Source organism: Rhizobium bangladeshense, assembly GCF_017357245.1.
Lineage (GTDB): Bacteria > Pseudomonadota > Alphaproteobacteria > Rhizobiales > Rhizobiaceae > Rhizobium > Rhizobium bangladeshense.
On sequence record NZ_CP071612.1, the window covers coordinates 2725458 to 2742107 of the forward strand.

Here is a 16650-nt window from a genome sequence, read left to right on the forward strand (position 1 = left end):
GCAGCATCCCGGATGCTTCCTCTAGGCTAAGACCATAGCCGGTGCCACGAACCGGACCTCAGTCCGATGTGCAACGCGCGATAGCAATCTATCCTTCAAGTCAGATTAAGTCGTGCAGTTTCACGGCACCTGATGGTCTGAATTCGGAGGAAAACGATGCGGATAGCAACCTTAGCGTCCCTGGCCGTGCTTTCACTGGCGCTTGCAGCAAGCCCGGCAACGATTGCTGGGCTCGACATAACCGCCCTGGCAAAGGACGGTGGAAACGGTGGCGGCAATGGAGGCGGCAACGGCGGCGGTAATGGCGGCGGCAACGGAAACGGTGGCGGCCATAACAGCGGTTCAAACCATGGCAGCTCCAAGTCATCTGGCGTGAAAGGCAAATCATCCGAGGCAGCAAGCAAGTCCAAGTCCACGAAGACGGACAGGGTCGCAACCGTCAAGAAAGAGAAGAATCTTTCAGCGCAGCTTGGCGGCCTGAACTCCCTGAAGCGGAATTACAGGGCGCTGATGAACACATCGGACCCGCGTATGGCCGCCATCTCTGCCTACGCGGTCGCTTATGCCCAGTATGAACTCGACAACGGTATCGAGCCTGCGGCCGACGATCCACTGCTCGGCGATCAGGCGCTGGAGGACGCATTGGCTTCCGCAACGAAAACCGGCGAGGTCAGCCCGGCGGTCCTGGATGAAGCCAAGGCCATTCTCGGGGTTGGCGAAGCCGACGGCAAGATTGATCAGATCCGCACCTCGCTGGAAAACGCCGCGTCGGCGGCGCCAGACGAATAGCCACATGGCGAGATGTGAGAGGTGCGAAGCCGACTCTGGTAAGCTTCGCATCGAACTGAGAGCATTTCCGTTTCTGTCTGCGTCCGGAAATGCTCTATTTTTTTGCCAATTTCCGGCGGCCCGAGCCTTCCTTGTCGGCCATTATGCCTTGACCAGCTCAGCTTTCAGATCGGCAGAGGCCTGTTTGACATAATGAGCGGCCTGCCCCCTGCTCTTCCGCCCAAGAGAGCCTCACTCTGAGGAGCCCTGCAGGGCCTCGATGGGCGAGGCGGGCGCGCCGGCAAGCGCCTGTCTTCCGTCCAGCAACTCACTCCTGCGCAAGCAATATCTTTCCCGACGCAAATTGGGCTTCATAGAAAATCCGGACGGACAGAACGACGCCGGCGATCAGGACGACAATCCCGGCACCCTCGATCGGCGTCGGCCAACGAGCATGCACCACAAGTCCACCGACCACACCGAAGGCCGTTTCAGAGACGATCAATTGCGCGGCCAAGGCAACCGGCAGGCTCCGCGAGGCAATGTTCCAGGCCCAGACGCCGCCTACGGTTGCCAGCAGCGCGAAGGAAGCGCCCCAAACATACAAGCTGCCGGCGGCACTCCAGCCGAATCCCAGCGTTGGAAGCCGGAAGAGGTCCAGCGCGGCACCGAAGGGGTAGAAGGCCAGCATCAGGATGCCACCTCCGACCAGTATCAGCGCAGCCCACACGCCGGAGGGCATTTCCGGTCGAGCCGCCAGTGCAGCCTGATTGGCAAGCGCGAACCAGACCCACAGTCCCACGGCAGCAAGCGCCAGCGGCACGCCAATCCACAATGATTGCACCGAATCCAATCCTTCGGCCGTGAATGCCGTGCCGTTGACGAGAGCAAGGCCGGCCAGCACCAGCGCCAGCGGTATCATGAGGGATCGCCATGGCAATGATCCCTGACGCTTGTTACCAACGACCATCAATACGATCGGCACCAGGCCGAGAAAGGCGGGAGCGATGACCGGGCCGGCAAAAACGGCCGCGCCCGTCACGGTCAGGAAGTAGCCGACATATCCGATGAAAGCGAGCCAGATGGCATTCAGGCAGTTGCGAAGTGTGAGGTGGCGCAGCACACCCTTTTCGGAAAACAGGAGGTAAAGCCCGACGAGCGCCGAGACAACATGACGGATGAGGGCAAAATCAAAGGTGGAATAGCCGCCGATGATGAAGGGCACGATAAAGTTGAGCGAAAAGGCAAAGGCCGCAAACAGAGCGGCCGACACGCCAACGTAGAAGAGTCTGTCCATGACGATTACCCCTTGAGTTGCGTCTCCTTGATCGGATGGGGGAAATGTACCGGCCGGGAGCCCTGGCCGGCAGCCGGTGAAAATGAGAACCACCCTCTCGATGCTCATCCACCGGATCGTGAAGCGGTTCTGCATCATCGAGGCCGTTTGAACGACAAGAGGCTAGCCGGGTGGATGAGGCGGCGCCCGCGGCCATTGCTGTTCATCAGAACCGATTTCCCATATCCTCAAGATCGAGGCTTTCAATCGTCGGGATGTCATGGATCGGCTTGATGCAATGCGGGTTCTGCTTGCGGTGGTTGACGCCGGCAGCTTGTCGGCGGGCAGCCGGAAGCTGAACGCGCCGCTGCCGAGCGTCAGCCGCAAGGTCGCCGATCTGGAGCGATATCTCGGCGCAAACCTCATCATCCGGACAAGCCGCAACCTGCAGCTCACCGATGCCGGTCGCGACTATGTCGATGCGGCGCGCAGGATCATCGCCGATCTCGAGGAGGTCGAACGCAGGGCGTCAGGCGAATATCAGACGCCGCGGGGACTGCTGACCATCACGATGCCGATCGAGTTTGGCCACCGCTACGTTCTGCCGATCGCGCTCGATTTCATGAACAAGCATCCCGAAGTGACCTTGAACCTCCTGTCCCTCGACCGCTCTGTTCATCTGGTCAACGAACAGGTCGACGTCGCCATCCGACTTGGCGAGTTGGCCGACAGTTCGCTCCATGCGGTCAAGGCCGGCGAGTTCCGCCTCTTGACCTGCGCAAGCCCGGCCTATCTGGAACGGCACGGCATTCCCCGGCATCCGACCGAGCTCACCGATCACGACGGCATCATGTTCAACGACAGGTCCTTCTTCTGGAATTTCGAGATCGACGGGAAGCCGGTCGAGGTAATGCCTCGGAGCCGGATCGAGGTGAACACCGCGGCCAACTGCGTCGCCGCCGCTTGCAATGGAGCCGGGATCGCCCGCCTCTTCGACTATCAAGTTCCGGAGGAGCTGTCTTCGGGCATGCTCGTGCAGATCTTGAAGGATTATGACGGCGAGCCCAAGCCCATCCACATCGTTTATTCCCGTCAGGGCCTGCTTGCCCTCAAGCTGCGCGCCTTCATCGATTGGATTCTGCCGCGGCTTCGCGCGGCCTGCAGCAATTATGGCGATGCGCCATCACCGGAATGAAACGCGCGGTTTCCTAATCGTCCGCGCCCAATCCTGATGATGCCGATAATCGCCAAGCATGGTCATTGTCATGCCGATCGCTAAGATTCGGTTCCTCAGCGGACGATGCGGTCGACCTGTGCCTGAAGCTGTGGGCCAATCAGCAGGATGGCGGGAATGACGATGAGATAGGCGATGCTCCACGAGCGCAGCCATGTCAGCACGAATCCCTCGGAAAAACCCAGATTGAGCGCGAGCAGCGTGAAAGAGATGAGTCCTGTCGTTACGATGCCCATCGACAGGGCGAAGGCGATCTTGCGTTTGAAAAGCGTGTTCATGTCCGTCTCCTGACTGGATGAGAGATCAAGACCGCCTCGGCAGGTCTCAATCCCCGTTAGCGCTTCGAAGATCGCGCAATGCCGGCACCGGCGGTAGCGGGGAAAGCTGAGAGGCAGCCTCTTGAGTTCGCAAGCTCCGAACGGCGGGGAACCCTCGGCGGCCGCGAGCGATACGCCCCGCAACGCGCTGCTTTTCGACATCCTCCACATCGCTCCGGCTTCTCGCAACCTGATGCAAGACTGAGCGAAAACGAGAGGCTTGCTCTCACTCCTGCTCGCTACCGGATGGATTTCTCCGATCTCATATTCCCGTCATTGCCGCCCGGAACCCAGCTGGGTCCTGGCGGCGCTCAACAAACCAGCAGTGAGCTGTCTCACCAGCTGAAATTGAACAAGGAGCATCCAAATGTCGAAAGTCATCTATACCGGCACCACCAGCACCACCGGCGGACGGGAGGGCGCGTCCCGCACGTCCGACGGTCGCCTCGATGTGAAACTCTCCCCGCCCGGCTCCTCGGCTCCGGGCACCAATCCCGAGCAGCTCTTCGCCGCCGCCTGGTCTGCCTGTTTTCTCAGTGCAATCGGAAGAGCCGCTGCCGAGCGCCAGCTTCGCGTACCCGCCGATGCTGCCGTCAATGCCGAAATCGACCTCGTCTCGACCGATGACGGCGGTTATGTCCTGCAGGCGCGATTGAACGCTAAGCTGCCGGGCATCGAGACTGACATCGCCAAGTCCCTGGTCGAGCGCGCTCACCAGCTCTGCCCCTACTCCAAGGCCACGCGCGGCAACATCGCCGTCGAACTCAACGCCGCCTGATCGGCCCCAACTCAACGTCGCGTCGGTGTCCCGGCAATGCCGGTCCGACAGGCGCGACTGGAAAGGACTTGTCATGACCACGATCGCAAGAGCCCTCGCAACGGCAGCTTTCCTGCTCGCCGGCACATCCCTCCATGCACAGACGCCGCATCACGCGGCCACGCAGTTCCTTCCGATCAAGAACGAACCCGCGCCCGAGCTCTTCGTGGATCAGCCCCTTGCAGAACCGCTGGCCACCAGAGGCGTGGCGATCATTCCCTATCGAACCGAGAACTTCCGCATCCTGCCTATTTTCGGCGCCAGCGCGACGGATGTCTCGCCTCGGGCCGGGCACCTTCATGTCAGCATCGACGACCTGCCATGGCGGTGGGCCGATGCGGGCGGCACCGGCGCTATCGTCCTGACCGGCCTGCCGCCGGGCGAACACAAGGTACTCATCGAACTCGCCACACCAGTGCACGAAGTGCTGGGCGGAAAGCTTGTGAAATTCACAGTACCGTCGATCGGCGGTGCGCAACATTAAAGGTCCGTTTTCCGATCTCCCCAATTTCACCCAAGCACCATGGTAGTGAACTTGGATGAGGGGAATCTGGGATGTCGATCTTGCTGAGAAGTTTGTCGCTGCTGGTTGGAATAACATTGGCGGTACCGGCCTTTGGCAACTGCTTGACCGCCAATGAGACCAAACAGGGCGTGCTGCTGACCAGAGAAGCGCCTTTCTATTCCGTATTCTACAAGCCGGACGGCCAGCGTCTCACCGAACAACGGCTGATGGAGCGCGACGGTTCACTGCAGCCGGTGTCGGCTGTGTATTTGCACCCCTTGCTCGTCGAAAAGCGAGTGAGTGCCAACGGGACGCATGAGCTGAAATACGCGAATGCGATTGCGTTGGACGATCTGCCACAGAAGAAGAACTGGCAATCCGCCACCACGCTTTTCATCAATGGCAAGAAAACCGTTTCGGGCACGACTTTTATCAGGTTCGACGGCTTGGGAGAGGAAACGATTGTATCTTGTTCCTACAAGGTTTGGGCCATCAACAGCCGTCTGGAACTGACGGAATTGCCTCCGATCATTTTCGAACAATACTATTCCCCTGAGCTTCATCTCGTTCTTCGTTCGGTAAGGCTGAGCACCGCCAACCGGCCGTTGAGCGAGGTTCGATTTGATCGGTTCGAAGTTGGCTGGGGCAACTAGGGAAACATTGTGTCTCCTCTATTATCCCGGAAAGCCCGCTGGGCGCTCCCTCCCTGCCTGACGATCTGTCGTCGCGAGTCGATGGCGACCAACTGGCTGAGCTTGGCCATGTCAGCTTTCTTCCCGGTGGCATAATCGGAGAGTCCGGTTGCTTTGCACAATCGGTTGTGGGCGAAATCAATGGCCGTATCGTCGGCGATGCGAGTCCTTCCTACGCCGCTCCTGTAGGCCTGACTTGACAAACACGCTACAGATACCTTTGAACGCTAAGCTGCGAGCGGTGCGGAAACATTTTCGAGGACAAAAAGTGGGCATACAGAATATCCACTGCGACGAACTTTCCCGTAAAATCTGGTCCCTTTCCAATGTATTGCGCGACGACGGTATCGTATTTCACAAATACATGTCTGAGCTTACCTACCTGCTATTCCTGAAGATCGCCGATCAGACTGGGCGAAACACAGCCCTCCCGCAGGGTTGCCGCTGGACCGACCTAGTGGCCCAGCCCGTGCAGGGGCTCGTTGGTAGCTATCGGAAAATGCTCACACGTCTTGGCGAAGATTCTGAAAGCCGCGTCGTCTGCGATATATTCGGCTTTCCGACGACGGTGTTCACACACGATGAAAACTTGCACAAGGTAGTGCATGAGATAGACCGTCTCGACTGGGCGGCGATCTCCACAGATGCCTTTGGTATGATCTACGAAAGTTTGCTTGAGCGTAACGCTACTGAGGCGCGTGCCGGCGCTGGGCAGTATTTCACACCGCGTGCACTGGTCGACTCCATCGTCAGAGTCATGGCCCCGCGAGGGGGAGAGACGATACAGGATCCAGCGGCCGGGACGGGCGGTTTTCTGACTTCGGCGCACCAATATTTGATGCGCTCGGAAAAGGCCGGCGCAAGTCGCACGCGTTACGAAGGCGTCGAGATCGAGCGAGACACCTATCGGCTGTGCTTGATGAACCTTTACCTTCACAATATGGAGGGAGTCGTGGTTCATGGCGATGCGTTGACCGATGACGCCGTCCAACTGAGCACGCCTGATCTAATTCTTGCCAATCCTCCGTTCGGCGCGTCCGCTGGCGGCATGAGGCCGCGACGATCCGATCTGCCATTTCAGACCGCCAACAAGCAGATCATGTTCCTCCAACACATTTACCGCTCTCTTTCACCGGGCGGCCGCGCCGCGATCGTCTTGCCTGACAATGTGCTCTTCGAGCCGGGTATCGGGCGGCGGGTGCGCGAAGACTTGATGGAATCGTGCGAGCTTCGAGTCATCCTCAGGCTGCCGCAAGGCATCTTCTACGCGCAGGGCGTCAACACCAACGTGCTGTTTCTTCAGGCAGGTCGCCCGACGCAGAATGTTGCTTTTTTCGACATGCGCACAAACGTCCGCCGTTTCAATAAGCGCTACCCCTTAACCGCTGCGGCGTTCGCGGAGTTCGAACGTGCATGTGCGGGCATTATTTTGGGTGCCACTCAGGGTTCGGACGCTAAGCATGACAGGCTAAAGGTTCTCTCGCGCGAGGAGATCGTCGGGCGTGAGGACAACCTCGATTATACTTGGTTGAAGCGTGACCACTCCTCATCCGAAATAGAGGACATGGACCGGCTGCTCGGCCGCATTTCAGAGGATCTCCAATCCGCATTGCGGCACATCGAGGAGATTGACCGCGAGATACTCAAATGATTGGACTCACAGGACCATGGCGTCGCGTCACGCTCGGGGAACTGGGGCACTGGCAAGGCGGGAATACGCCGAGCAAGCGGGTTTCCGCCTACTGGTCAGGCGGCGATATCCCTTGGATTTCGCCCAAGGATTTCGGCGAGGAAGTGATCAAGCAGTCGCAAGATCGAATCACTCAACGAGCGCTCGAGGAGACGAACGCCGCGTTGGTCCCGGAGGGCGCGTTGCTGCTCGTCACGCGCAGCGGGATCCTTAAGCACAGCTTGCCAACGGCGGTGACCGGCAAGGCGGCTGCAATCAACCAAGACGTGAAGGCGCTGTCGCCGGCTCCAGGCATACTCGCGCGGTATCTTCAATATCAGATCGAGGCCAAGGCCGACGACTTACTCGAAGCAGCGGTAAAATCTGGCACGACTGTCGAAAGCGTCAATTTCAGCGTCCTGCAGCAGTTCCCCGTCATCGTCGCGACGACCGGCGAGCAGGACAGGATCGTGCGACGCCTCGAAGATGTACTCGGCAAGCTCGAACGGAGCCGTGCAGCAGCAGCAATGAATCTCAAGCGACTCGACGATGTCTGGGCGACCGCGATGGCTGGAGCATTCGCCGGGGTGTTGACCGCCGGATGGCGCGCAAGCCAAGACCTGGATCAGGATTGGCCATCAGTCACCCTTGGCGACGTCGTCGATGAGATGAACTATGGTTCGTCCCGCAAGTCGCAGATCCGCGGCGACGTGCCTGTGCTTCGAATGGGCAATATCCAAGCCGGGCGGCTCGATTGGTCCGATCTCGTCTACACATCCGACAAACAGGAAATCAAAAAGCATCGGCTGCGTGACGGTGACGTACTCTTCAACCGTACCAATAGTCCCGAACTCGTCGGCAAGACCGCCGTCTATCACAACGAGCGGCCCGCGATCGCGGCGGGCTATCTCATCGTCGTGCGTTGCAGTTCGCGGATCATGCCCGATCTGCTTGCGCATTTCCTCAACAGCCCTGCCGGTCGGGCTTATTGCTGGTCAGTAAAATCCGACGGCGTCAGTCAGTCAAACATCAACTCGCGCAAGCTCTCGGCGTTCGAATTCAGGCTGCCTCCGCTCGCCGAGCAAGCGCAACTCATCGAGCAACTCGACCGTATTTGGGTGCAGATCGAACTTACCCGAGAGCGACTCGCCAATGTACAAAACGATTTGGCAACGTTGCGGCGGCAGCTATTGCGAGCGGCATTCCATGTAAGCGGGGAACCGAACGAGCCATCTTCTGAGCTCGATACGATGCTCGCGGCGGCACGCGACTTCAAACCCAATCCACCAGCACAGAAACGAGCCAAAGGACGCACCATGAAATCCGGCGCGGGGTTGACCAACGAGATCACGTCGCTTCTGACATTGAAGGGCGCCGCCGGCGCGTCTTTCGACGAGATCAGAGCGCAAGTCTCGGCCGATTATGACACGCTCAAGGCGGAAATCTTTGCCCACCTACAAGAGGGAAAGCCGTCCGTCGTCCAGGTCTTCGATCGAGAGAGGGGCATGATTCGCCTCCGGGCAGCACAATCATGAGACTGATCTATCTGCGCGTCGATCGCGCTTTGAGCTGTGGAGGCTTGCTCGACGGAGCCGAACTGGCGGTTACGCGCCCGCATGAGGAGACAAGCCTTGCGCCACTGTGTTTCATCGGCCCTAACGGCGCGGGCAAATCGCAGTTGCTGCAACTGATCGCGGAAATCTTCCAAGTGGCTTGGCACCAATATGCCGGCACGGAAGAGCGATTGAGCTCGAACAACGAATCTTTGTTCGAGGTTCGCTATCGTATGTCATCGCCCGCCGGGCTGTCTCACATCGTTAAGCTGGTCCGCGAGAGCAGCGGCCGCACTGTGGGTCCGATCCGGATGGAGTTCATGCGCGACAACGACGAAGAGTGGCGTTCGGTAGCGGTCGACTCCCCCTCATTCGGCGAGAACCTACCGTCGCTTGTCATCGGATACACGTCGGGAGACAACGAGACCCTCAGCCTGCCATTCTTCGTCAGCCGCCGCGGCTACGCCGCCGACGTCAGCGAGGCAGCGCTACCCAACAAATCCAAAAGCCGATCGAAACTCGCCGGCGAGGTCCCGGACAACCGGTTGCTGTTGATTGATTACAGCACGCACCTAGAGGTGCTTGTTGCGAACCTTCTGCTGTCGCCGCCGTCACTCCGCGAGAAGATAATTGGTCATGCGAAACTTCACGATCTGGCATCGTTCCGCTGCGTGATACAGCTGAACCATTCGGCGGCACCGAGCGGTGGGGTGAAGCTGACGCCGGAACTGAGAGCCTATATCGACATCTTCCGCAAGCTTGCGACATGTTGGGATCACGAGCCTAAGAAGGATATCCATACTTTCGACTTCTTCGTTGACGATGCCCTGCGCGAAGGGTTTGCCCATCATTTCGAGACCGCGGGGAATCTCTACCGCGCGTTTCACAAAATATCGCTTCTGAACGACCTTGCGATCCCGCGGGCGGCGCGCAATCGCCTGCAACGCGATATCGACTCGCGTCGCTTTGCATCGCGGCTTCCGGAACCTCAGGATGAAGACAAAGTGTTCCGCTTCGAGCAAGTCAGCCTTTGCCGTCATACAGACGAAGGGGTGAGGCTTCTGGACTATGTATCGCTCTCAGACGGTGAACATCAGTTGTCGCAGATTCTCGGCATCTTCTCGATGATCGATACGCCCGGCGCGCTGTTCGTCCTCGACGAACCGGAATCACACTTCAATCCCTTATGGCGCGTGCAGTTTACCAAATCGCTCCTCAATCTGCCGAACGAGACCCGTGGGCACCAGGAAGTCTTGCTTACGACCCATGCGCCTTTCGTACCGTGCGACCTGCCGCGCGAACAGGTTCTGATCTTTAGCAAGAATGCCAACGGCAAGGTCGAGATTGCGCCGCCCGAGATGGAGACCTATGGCGCGTCGTTCGACCGTATCCTCGATGCCTGTTTCGAGGTCAGCCCACCGATTTCGCAAGTCGCTCAGGACGAGATGGAACATCTCATAGACAAAGGAACGGCGGCGGAGATCGCGGATGCCCTTACCCGCCTTGGGCCATCCGTCGAACGCTCGTTCTTGGCGGATCGCCTCCGTCAATTGCGCACCGGATCCTGAACAGCAATGCTCTTCTGCTACCCAGTCGAAGCGACCAACGAAAATTGGCTTCACGATGGGCTGATGGAGCTGCTTGCGCGTATGTTCAACGGCGACAACAACCCACTAAGCGACTGGCTGGAGGAATTCCCCGCCAACAAGCGCGATGAGGTGGAAAAGAAGCCCAGTCTGCTTGAAGCTCTGAGAGCGGTTGCCGACGAGGTCGCAGGGGTCCCAGCGGCCGACCGGACTGGCTTTCTGGCCTGCATGCAGGCGCAGAATAATATTCCGAATATTTTCGATCCCGGTGTAGCACTGCCCGAGCTACCGGATGGATATGATGCGCTTGTCGGACGCATCGAGACATTGTTCCGCACTGCCTTCAGGATGCTTACGCCATTGGGTATTCGAGATAGACAATATGCGCTTATCTATGACGGCTTGCCCGCACATCTCTGCGCTTTTTGCGGTATCGAGCCATTGACGGCACCGGACCCGGCGATTCCACGCGAGAGCCTCGATCACTATCTCCCCATTACCCGTTATCCGTTTGCCGGCGTAAACCTGCGCAATCTCGCACCCACCGGCAACAAGTGCAACGGACCTCACAAGCATAATATAGATACGTTACGAGATGTGCACTCCGCCCGCCGGCGCTGCTTCGATCCGTTCGGCGAAGCAACCGCCACGGTATCACTACTCAACAGCCGGCCCCTCGAGGGCGCCGTCGTTAAGGCGTTCAAGTTACCCGACTGGCAGATCGATCTGGAAGGTGATGCCGACGCCGTTGCGACCTGGGATGCAGTTTACGACATTAAGATGCGCTACCAGCTCAATATTCTCGATAAGGAATTACGGAATTGGCTCGATCATTTCGCGAACTGGGTCGCTCGCGATGCAGTACCACCGACAACTCGCGACGAATTGGTAGCGTTGATTGACCGCTATCTACATGCGGTCATTCAAGAAGGCTATGCGGACTTTCTGAAGCGCGAGACATTCTTAATGCTCGCTCACCGCTGTACAGTCGGCCCGTCGGCAAGCCGGGTAACTGAATGGCTCATCGCCTTGTTGAGTCCAGAGACTGGCGCGGCCTGATGCACCGTCCTGCAAGGTGCGCGGCAGCCGCAGCAAAGCCAAAAACGCGCAGCGCCTCCACTCTATCGTTCTTCCGCGTGTGCACCCCTCACCCCGCCAACTCCACAATCGCACACCCATACCCCTCAAGCTCCAGCATCCCCGCCACCATCTTCTCCCCATCCAGCAGATCCCGCCCGGCAGGCACCCCGCCCACCGTCACAGCCTGATCCGTATAATTCTGCACGAACAGCAGCTTCCGCTCCTCATTCATCCGCATAGTCACCTCCACACCTTCCGGCAGCCCGCCCAACAGCGGCTCGATACCCGCCGGCGCAAACAGCCGTTCCGTCAGCGCTTCCGTCAGCTCGGGCGTGAGATAGGTCCCGAGATAGACCACCTGCCCCTTGCCCACCTTGCGGGAGGTCGCCATCGGCTGGCCTTCGGCGTAGCGGTTGGACCAGGCGGCGATGACCTCGACATCGGGGTCGATAGTGAGGTTTTCGTAGAAATGGCCGGCGGCCATTTCGCGGTTGCCGAGCTTGAAGCGGCGGACGCGGCGGTGGCTTTCGGCGGGTTTGTTCGGCGGGATGACCAGGCCGCCGGAGCGCTCCATCACGTCGAAGAGGCCGTTGGCGCCGGGGGCGGCGAGACGGCCGAAATCTTCGACGCGCACGCCGGTCAGTTTCGAAAGCGCGGTGCCGGGCGCGGTTTCGCGGATGACGTGGTTATCCTCAGTGCGCGTGCCGGTGCGCGCGCCGATGACGACGGTGCCGCCGGATGCGGCGAAGGCTTCGAGCCTCGCCGTCCATTCGTCCTTCCACATCACCCAGTGGGGGACATAGAAGAGCTTCAGCTTGGAAAGATCGTCCTCGGGGTGGATGAAGCCGCAGGCGATGCCTCTATCATAGCAATATTGATGCAGCAGGATCGCGTCGTCCTGCGGGCTCGGCAGGCCGATCGGATAGGTCTTGTGGGCTTCCTGATTGTCGAAATCGGAGCCCGCGATGCCGACATCCATGCGCACATGGGTGCCGAGGATCTTGGGCGCCAGCGCCGTCATCTCGCCCGCGAAGCGCTTGGCCTCGTCATAGCGGTGGCGGCCGATATCGTCATGGTCGATGATGCCCATCCAATAGATCTCGGCGCCGAAATGGGCGGGCCGCCAGCGGAAGAACATCAGGCCGTCGGCGCCGTGCGCGACCGAGGAAAGCGCCATGCGGCGAAGCTCGCCCGGCTCCGGCGTCAGCGTGCAGAAGCCCGGCTGGCTGCCGAAGCCCGATTGCTGCTCGGGCACGATGTAATTGCCGGAAAAGCCGCGGCAGATATCGAGGTGCAGCGCCTGCACCTTGGCGTGGTTGCCGAGCCGCATGAACTCGTCATAGAGCATGGGATAGATGTCGTAGCCGACGAAATCGAGATCCTTGCTGAACTGGCCGCGGAAATCGATATCCCTGAGGCCCCCGAGATTGTGGAAGATGAACCAGGAGGGTTTGACCGCCCGCAGGATCTCCACCTGATCGTGCTGGAAGCGCGCAGTGGAGAAGGCGAGGAAGCGGTGGTAATCCTGCAGATGGCCGGGGCTCGGGAAGGTCGGGCCGAATTCGATCGGCAGCACCACCTGGTCGAAACTGTCATAGGCCGTCGCCCAGAAATCGCCGCCCCAGGCGGCGTTGAGCTTTGATATCTCGCGGTATTTGTCGGCCAGGTACGCCTGGAATTCGCTGAGCGTCGCCTGGGAAAAGCTCTCAGGCATGCTGGTGTTCAGCTCATTGTCGGTCTGCCAGCCCACGACATGGGGATTGCCGCGATAATGCTCGGCCATCGCCCTGGTAATGCGCTTGCTGTGCTCGCGAAAGACCGGGCTTGCCGTGTCGCAATGCTGGCGCGAGCCGTGGCTCATCGGCCGGCCCTTGCCGTCGACCCTTAGAATTTCGGGGTGCGCTGCCGTCAGCCAGCGCGGCGGGGTCGCGGTCGGCGTGCACATGATCGTGTCGATGCCGTAGCGCCCGAGGATCGCGATGGCACGGTCGAAGAGATCGAAATTGAAGGTGCCGAGCTTCGGCTCCAGAATATGCCAGGCGAATTCGGCCATGCGCACGACATTGAAGCCGGCTTTCGCCATGCGCTCGGCGTCGCGCTCCCAGTAGCTTTCGTCGACATGCTCGGGATAATGCGGCACACCGACGAGGAAGCGGTCGGTCTTGACGGTGTTCCATGCGGAGAGGGTCTTGTCGGACACGGGCGGTTCTTTCCTGATTATTTGTCGAGAATGGTCTTGCGGGCGCTGATCGTGCGGCCGTCATCGGGGGAGAAAAGATAGAGCTCGTTGGCATCGAGCTTCAGCGCCACCTTCTGCCCGGCGGCGAAGGGCGCGACATAGGAGAGCTGCGCGGTGATGTTGCCGGTGCCGCTTTCCGACGCGATGGTGCGGAGATTGCCGGCATCGACATAGAGAATGGTCTCGCGGCCGAGATGCTCGACGAGGCGGACTTCGCCATGCACGGCCCCGTCCCCACTGCCCTCAGCGACCACGGAGATCGCCTCCGGCCGCACGCCGAGCGTCAGCCTTGCGCCCTTCGCAAGCGATGTCGGCTGGGCAAGCTCCACGGTCAGCGGCGCAAGGCCGGGCGCGGAAACGGTGACGCTGCGGCCGGAAACGGCGTCGATTGTGACGCCGAGGAAATTCATTCTGGGCGCGCCGAGGAAGCCGGCGACGAAGAGATTGTCGGGGTTGCGGTAAAGCTCCAGCGGCGAGCCGACCTGCTCGATGATGCCCTTGTTCAACACGACGATGCGGCTTGCCATGGTCATCGCCTCCACCTGGTCGTGGGTGACGTAGACCATGGTGGCGCCGAGCTCGGCATGCAGGCTGCTCAATTCGACGCGCATCTGGGTGCGCAGCGCGGCGTCGAGGTTCGACAGCGGCTCGTCGAACAGGAAGACCTCGGGCGAGCGGGTGATCGCCCGGCCGATCGCCACACGCTGGCGCTGGCCGCCGGAAAGCTGCTTCGGCCGCTTGTCCAACTGGTCGTCGATGCGCAGGATCCTGGCGGCGCGGGCGACCGCCGCATCGATCTCGGCCTTCGGGCGCTTGGCCATGCGCAGGCCGAAGCCCATATTCTCCGCCACCGTCATGTGCGGATAAAGCGCATAGGACTGAAAGACCATGGCGATGCCTCGATCGCCCGGCTCCTGCCGGCTGACGTCCCGGCCGTTGATCAGGATCTGGCCCGAGGAGATCGCCTCCAGGCCGGCAATGCTCTTCAATAGCGTGGACTTGCCGCAGCCGGACGGGCCGACCATGACGATGAACTCGCCCTGCGCCACGGAAAGATCGATGCCGCGCAGCGCGTGATAGGCGCCATAATTCTTGTTGATCTCACGAAGTTCGAGACTGGTCATGTCCTGGCCCTCTCTTGTTGAAACGGAAGACGCCGGCTCATCCCTTCACCGCGCCCATGGTGAGGCCGGCGATGAAATGCCGCTGCATCAGGAAGAACATCACGACGGGGGGCACGGCGACGACGATGGTGCCCGCCGAAACCAGGTTCCAGGCCGAGACCCACTCGCCGCGCAGATTGGCAAGGCCCGCCGTCACCGGCTTGACGCTGTCGCTGACGGTCAGCACCACGGCCCAGAAGTAATCGTTCCAGACGAAGGTGAAGATCAGGATGGCGAGCGCGGCGAGTGCCGGCCGCACCAGCGGGATCACCACATGGATGAGCGTCTGGAAGGGCGAGGCGCCTTCGGCGCGCGCCGCCTGAAACAGCTCATCGGGAAGTGCGGCAATGAAATTGCGCATGAAGAGCGTCGCAAAGCCCGTCTGGAAGGCGACGTGGAAGATGATCAGCGCCACCGTCGTATCGATCAGGTCGAGCCGCACCATCAGGTCGCGCACGGGGATCATCATGATCTGGTGCGGCAGGAAATTGCCGCCGACGAAGAGCGCGAAGATCAGCATGTTGCCGCGAAAGCGGTAGCGCGACAGCACGAAGCCGGCGAGCGTCGACATGACGAGCACGCCGATGACAGAGGGAATGGTGATCGTCAGGCTGTTCAAGAAATAGCGCGCCATCGGCGTGTCGGTGAAGACGGCCCTGTAATTGTCGATGACGCCGATCTCGGTCGGCCAGCCCCAGAGATTGCCGCCCATCACATCGGCCGTCGAGCGGAAGGAGGTGAGGACGATCGCAAAGAGCGGGCAGAGCCAGAGGATGAGCACGACGACGACGGCGAACACATAGAGGCGGCGCTGCCAAATCGCGGTTTCGGGTATCGGACGAGGATACATCAGCCTCCCCTCTCTTCGCTGCGGATGATGTGGGTGAGATACCAGGCGATGAACACGGCCATGATCACGAAGAGCACCGAGGCGATCGCCGCGCCGTAGCCGAAGCGGTAGGAGAAGATCGACTGCTCGTACATCTGATAGGCGAGCACCGAGGACGATCCGAACGGCCCGCCCGCGGTCATGACGGAGATCATGTCGAAGGAGCGCAGCGCGCCCACGACAGTGACTGCGATGGCGATGAAGGTGACCTGGGTCAGCTGCGGCAGCACGATGTGGCGCAGCATGTTCCAGCCCCGAGCGCCATCGACGCGGCCGGCCCCGATCAGCTCTTCGCTCAGATTGTTGAGGCCGGCGAGATAGAGCACCATGCAGAAGGTGATCTGCGGCCAGAGTGCGGCGATGACAATCGCGAAGGTGACGAAATGCTCGTCGGAAAGCACCGCCGGCGCCACCGCCCCGAACGCCCTATAGATCAGCGCCAGCAGCCCGAATTCCGGCGTATAGACCCAGGTGAAGACGACGCCGACCGTGACCGAAGCGAGCACCAGCGGAATGAAGAACAGCGACTTCAGAAAGCGCATGCCTGATATTTTCTGGTTGACCAGGAGTGCGATGGCGAGCCCGATCGGGGGTGCTGCCATGAACATGACGAGCCAGATCAGATTGTTCTTCAGCGACACGTAGAATTGCGGATCGTTGTAAAGCTCGACGTAATTGCCGAGCCCGATCCAGACCATGTCGCCGAAACCGTCCCACTCGTGAAAGCTGATCCAGACGCTCCTGACCGCCGACAGCAGGATGACGGTGAAGAATAGCAGGATCGCCGGCGCGATGAGCAGAGTCGGAGTCAGCCACCACCGCTGGCGGCGCCATAATGTCTGCATGTCAGGAGCCCTCATTT

15 protein-coding genes are annotated in these 16650 nt (G+C 60.2%); 9 read left to right on the forward strand and 6 right to left on the reverse strand.

What is annotated here, in order from left to right; genetic code table 11:
- Positions 1 to 156 precede the first annotated feature (156 nt).
- A complete protein-coding gene (locus J2J98_RS13320) occupies positions 157 to 789 on the forward strand; it encodes a hypothetical protein (protein ID WP_207601288.1) in 633 nt (210 codons plus the stop codon).
- 307 nt (positions 790 to 1096) lie between these two features.
- Here J2J98_RS13320 and J2J98_RS13325 read toward each other — a convergent pair whose 3' ends face one another.
- Positions 1097 to 2065, reverse strand: a complete 969-nt coding sequence (locus J2J98_RS13325; RefSeq protein ID WP_207601289.1) for a DMT family transporter — start codon at positions 2063 to 2065, stop codon at positions 1097 to 1099.
- A 259-nt stretch (positions 2066 to 2324) separates the two neighbouring features.
- Here J2J98_RS13325 and J2J98_RS13330 point away from each other — a divergent pair, with 259 nt between their 5' ends.
- Positions 2325 to 3239, forward strand: a complete 915-nt coding sequence (locus tag J2J98_RS13330; RefSeq protein WP_207601290.1) for a LysR family transcriptional regulator — start codon at positions 2325 to 2327, stop codon at positions 3237 to 3239.
- Between the two features lie 95 nt (positions 3240 to 3334).
- On the opposite strand, the gene J2J98_RS13335 is transcribed toward J2J98_RS13330, so the two are convergent.
- A complete protein-coding gene (locus J2J98_RS13335) occupies positions 3335 to 3556 on the reverse strand; it encodes a DUF2798 domain-containing protein (protein WP_138393295.1) in 222 nt (73 codons plus the stop codon).
- A gap of 406 nt (positions 3557 to 3962) precedes the next feature.
- On the opposite strand from J2J98_RS13335, the gene J2J98_RS13340 reads away from it, so the two are divergent.
- The 7 genes from J2J98_RS13340 (at position 3963) to J2J98_RS13370 (ending at position 11476) form a co-directional block, all read left to right on the forward strand.
- Complete coding sequence (locus J2J98_RS13340; RefSeq protein WP_207601291.1) at positions 3963 to 4373, forward strand: organic hydroperoxide resistance protein; 411 nt, start codon at positions 3963 to 3965, stop codon at positions 4371 to 4373.
- A 73-nt stretch (positions 4374 to 4446) separates the two neighbouring features.
- The gene (locus J2J98_RS13345) at positions 4447 to 4896 is read left to right on the forward strand and encodes a DUF6130 family protein (RefSeq protein WP_207601292.1); all 450 of its coding nucleotides are present in this window, start codon (positions 4447 to 4449) and stop codon (positions 4894 to 4896) included.
- A gap of 71 nt (positions 4897 to 4967) precedes the next feature.
- The gene (locus J2J98_RS13350) at positions 4968 to 5570 is read left to right on the forward strand and encodes a hypothetical protein (RefSeq protein WP_207601293.1); all 603 of its coding nucleotides are present in this window, start codon (positions 4968 to 4970) and stop codon (positions 5568 to 5570) included.
- A gap of 307 nt (positions 5571 to 5877) precedes the next feature.
- Positions 5878 to 7260, forward strand: a complete 1383-nt coding sequence (locus J2J98_RS13355; protein ID WP_207601294.1) for a class I SAM-dependent DNA methyltransferase — start codon at positions 5878 to 5880, stop codon at positions 7258 to 7260.
- Positions 7257 to 8813 carry a restriction endonuclease subunit S gene (locus J2J98_RS13360; protein ID WP_207601295.1) on the forward strand — a complete coding sequence of 519 codons (1557 nt, stop codon included), beginning with the start codon at positions 7257 to 7259 and terminating at the stop codon, positions 8811 to 8813. The genes J2J98_RS13355 and J2J98_RS13360 overlap by 4 nt, the downstream gene beginning before the upstream one ends.
- Positions 8810 to 10399, forward strand: a complete 1590-nt coding sequence (locus J2J98_RS13365; protein ID WP_207601296.1) for a restriction system-associated AAA family ATPase — start codon at positions 8810 to 8812, stop codon at positions 10397 to 10399. The genes J2J98_RS13360 and J2J98_RS13365 overlap by 4 nt, the downstream gene beginning before the upstream one ends.
- A gap of 63 nt (positions 10400 to 10462) precedes the next feature.
- Complete coding sequence (locus tag J2J98_RS13370) at positions 10463 to 11476, forward strand: Ish1 domain-containing protein (protein ID WP_207601297.1); 1014 nt, start codon at positions 10463 to 10465, stop codon at positions 11474 to 11476.
- A gap of 88 nt (positions 11477 to 11564) precedes the next feature.
- On the opposite strand, the gene J2J98_RS13375 is transcribed toward J2J98_RS13370, so the two are convergent.
- From J2J98_RS13375 to J2J98_RS13390, 4 genes are read right to left on the reverse strand one after another with little or no spacing between them, the layout of a single operon-like run.
- A complete protein-coding gene (locus tag J2J98_RS13375) occupies positions 11565 to 13697 on the reverse strand; it encodes a beta-galactosidase (RefSeq protein WP_207601298.1) in 2133 nt (710 codons plus the stop codon).
- A gap of 17 nt (positions 13698 to 13714) precedes the next feature.
- The gene (locus tag J2J98_RS13380; RefSeq protein ID WP_207601299.1) at positions 13715 to 14860 is read right to left on the reverse strand and encodes an ABC transporter ATP-binding protein; all 1146 of its coding nucleotides are present in this window, start codon (positions 14858 to 14860) and stop codon (positions 13715 to 13717) included.
- 37 nt (positions 14861 to 14897) lie between these two features.
- Complete coding sequence (locus J2J98_RS13385) at positions 14898 to 15749, reverse strand: carbohydrate ABC transporter permease (RefSeq protein WP_088685299.1); 852 nt, start codon at positions 15747 to 15749, stop codon at positions 14898 to 14900.
- Positions 15749 to 16633 (reverse strand): carbohydrate ABC transporter permease, encoded by an 885-nt coding sequence (locus J2J98_RS13390; protein WP_207601300.1) that lies wholly within the window; start codon positions 16631 to 16633, stop codon positions 15749 to 15751. Before J2J98_RS13390 ends, J2J98_RS13385 begins: the two co-directional genes overlap by 1 nt.
- Positions 16634 to 16650 lie beyond the last annotated feature (17 nt).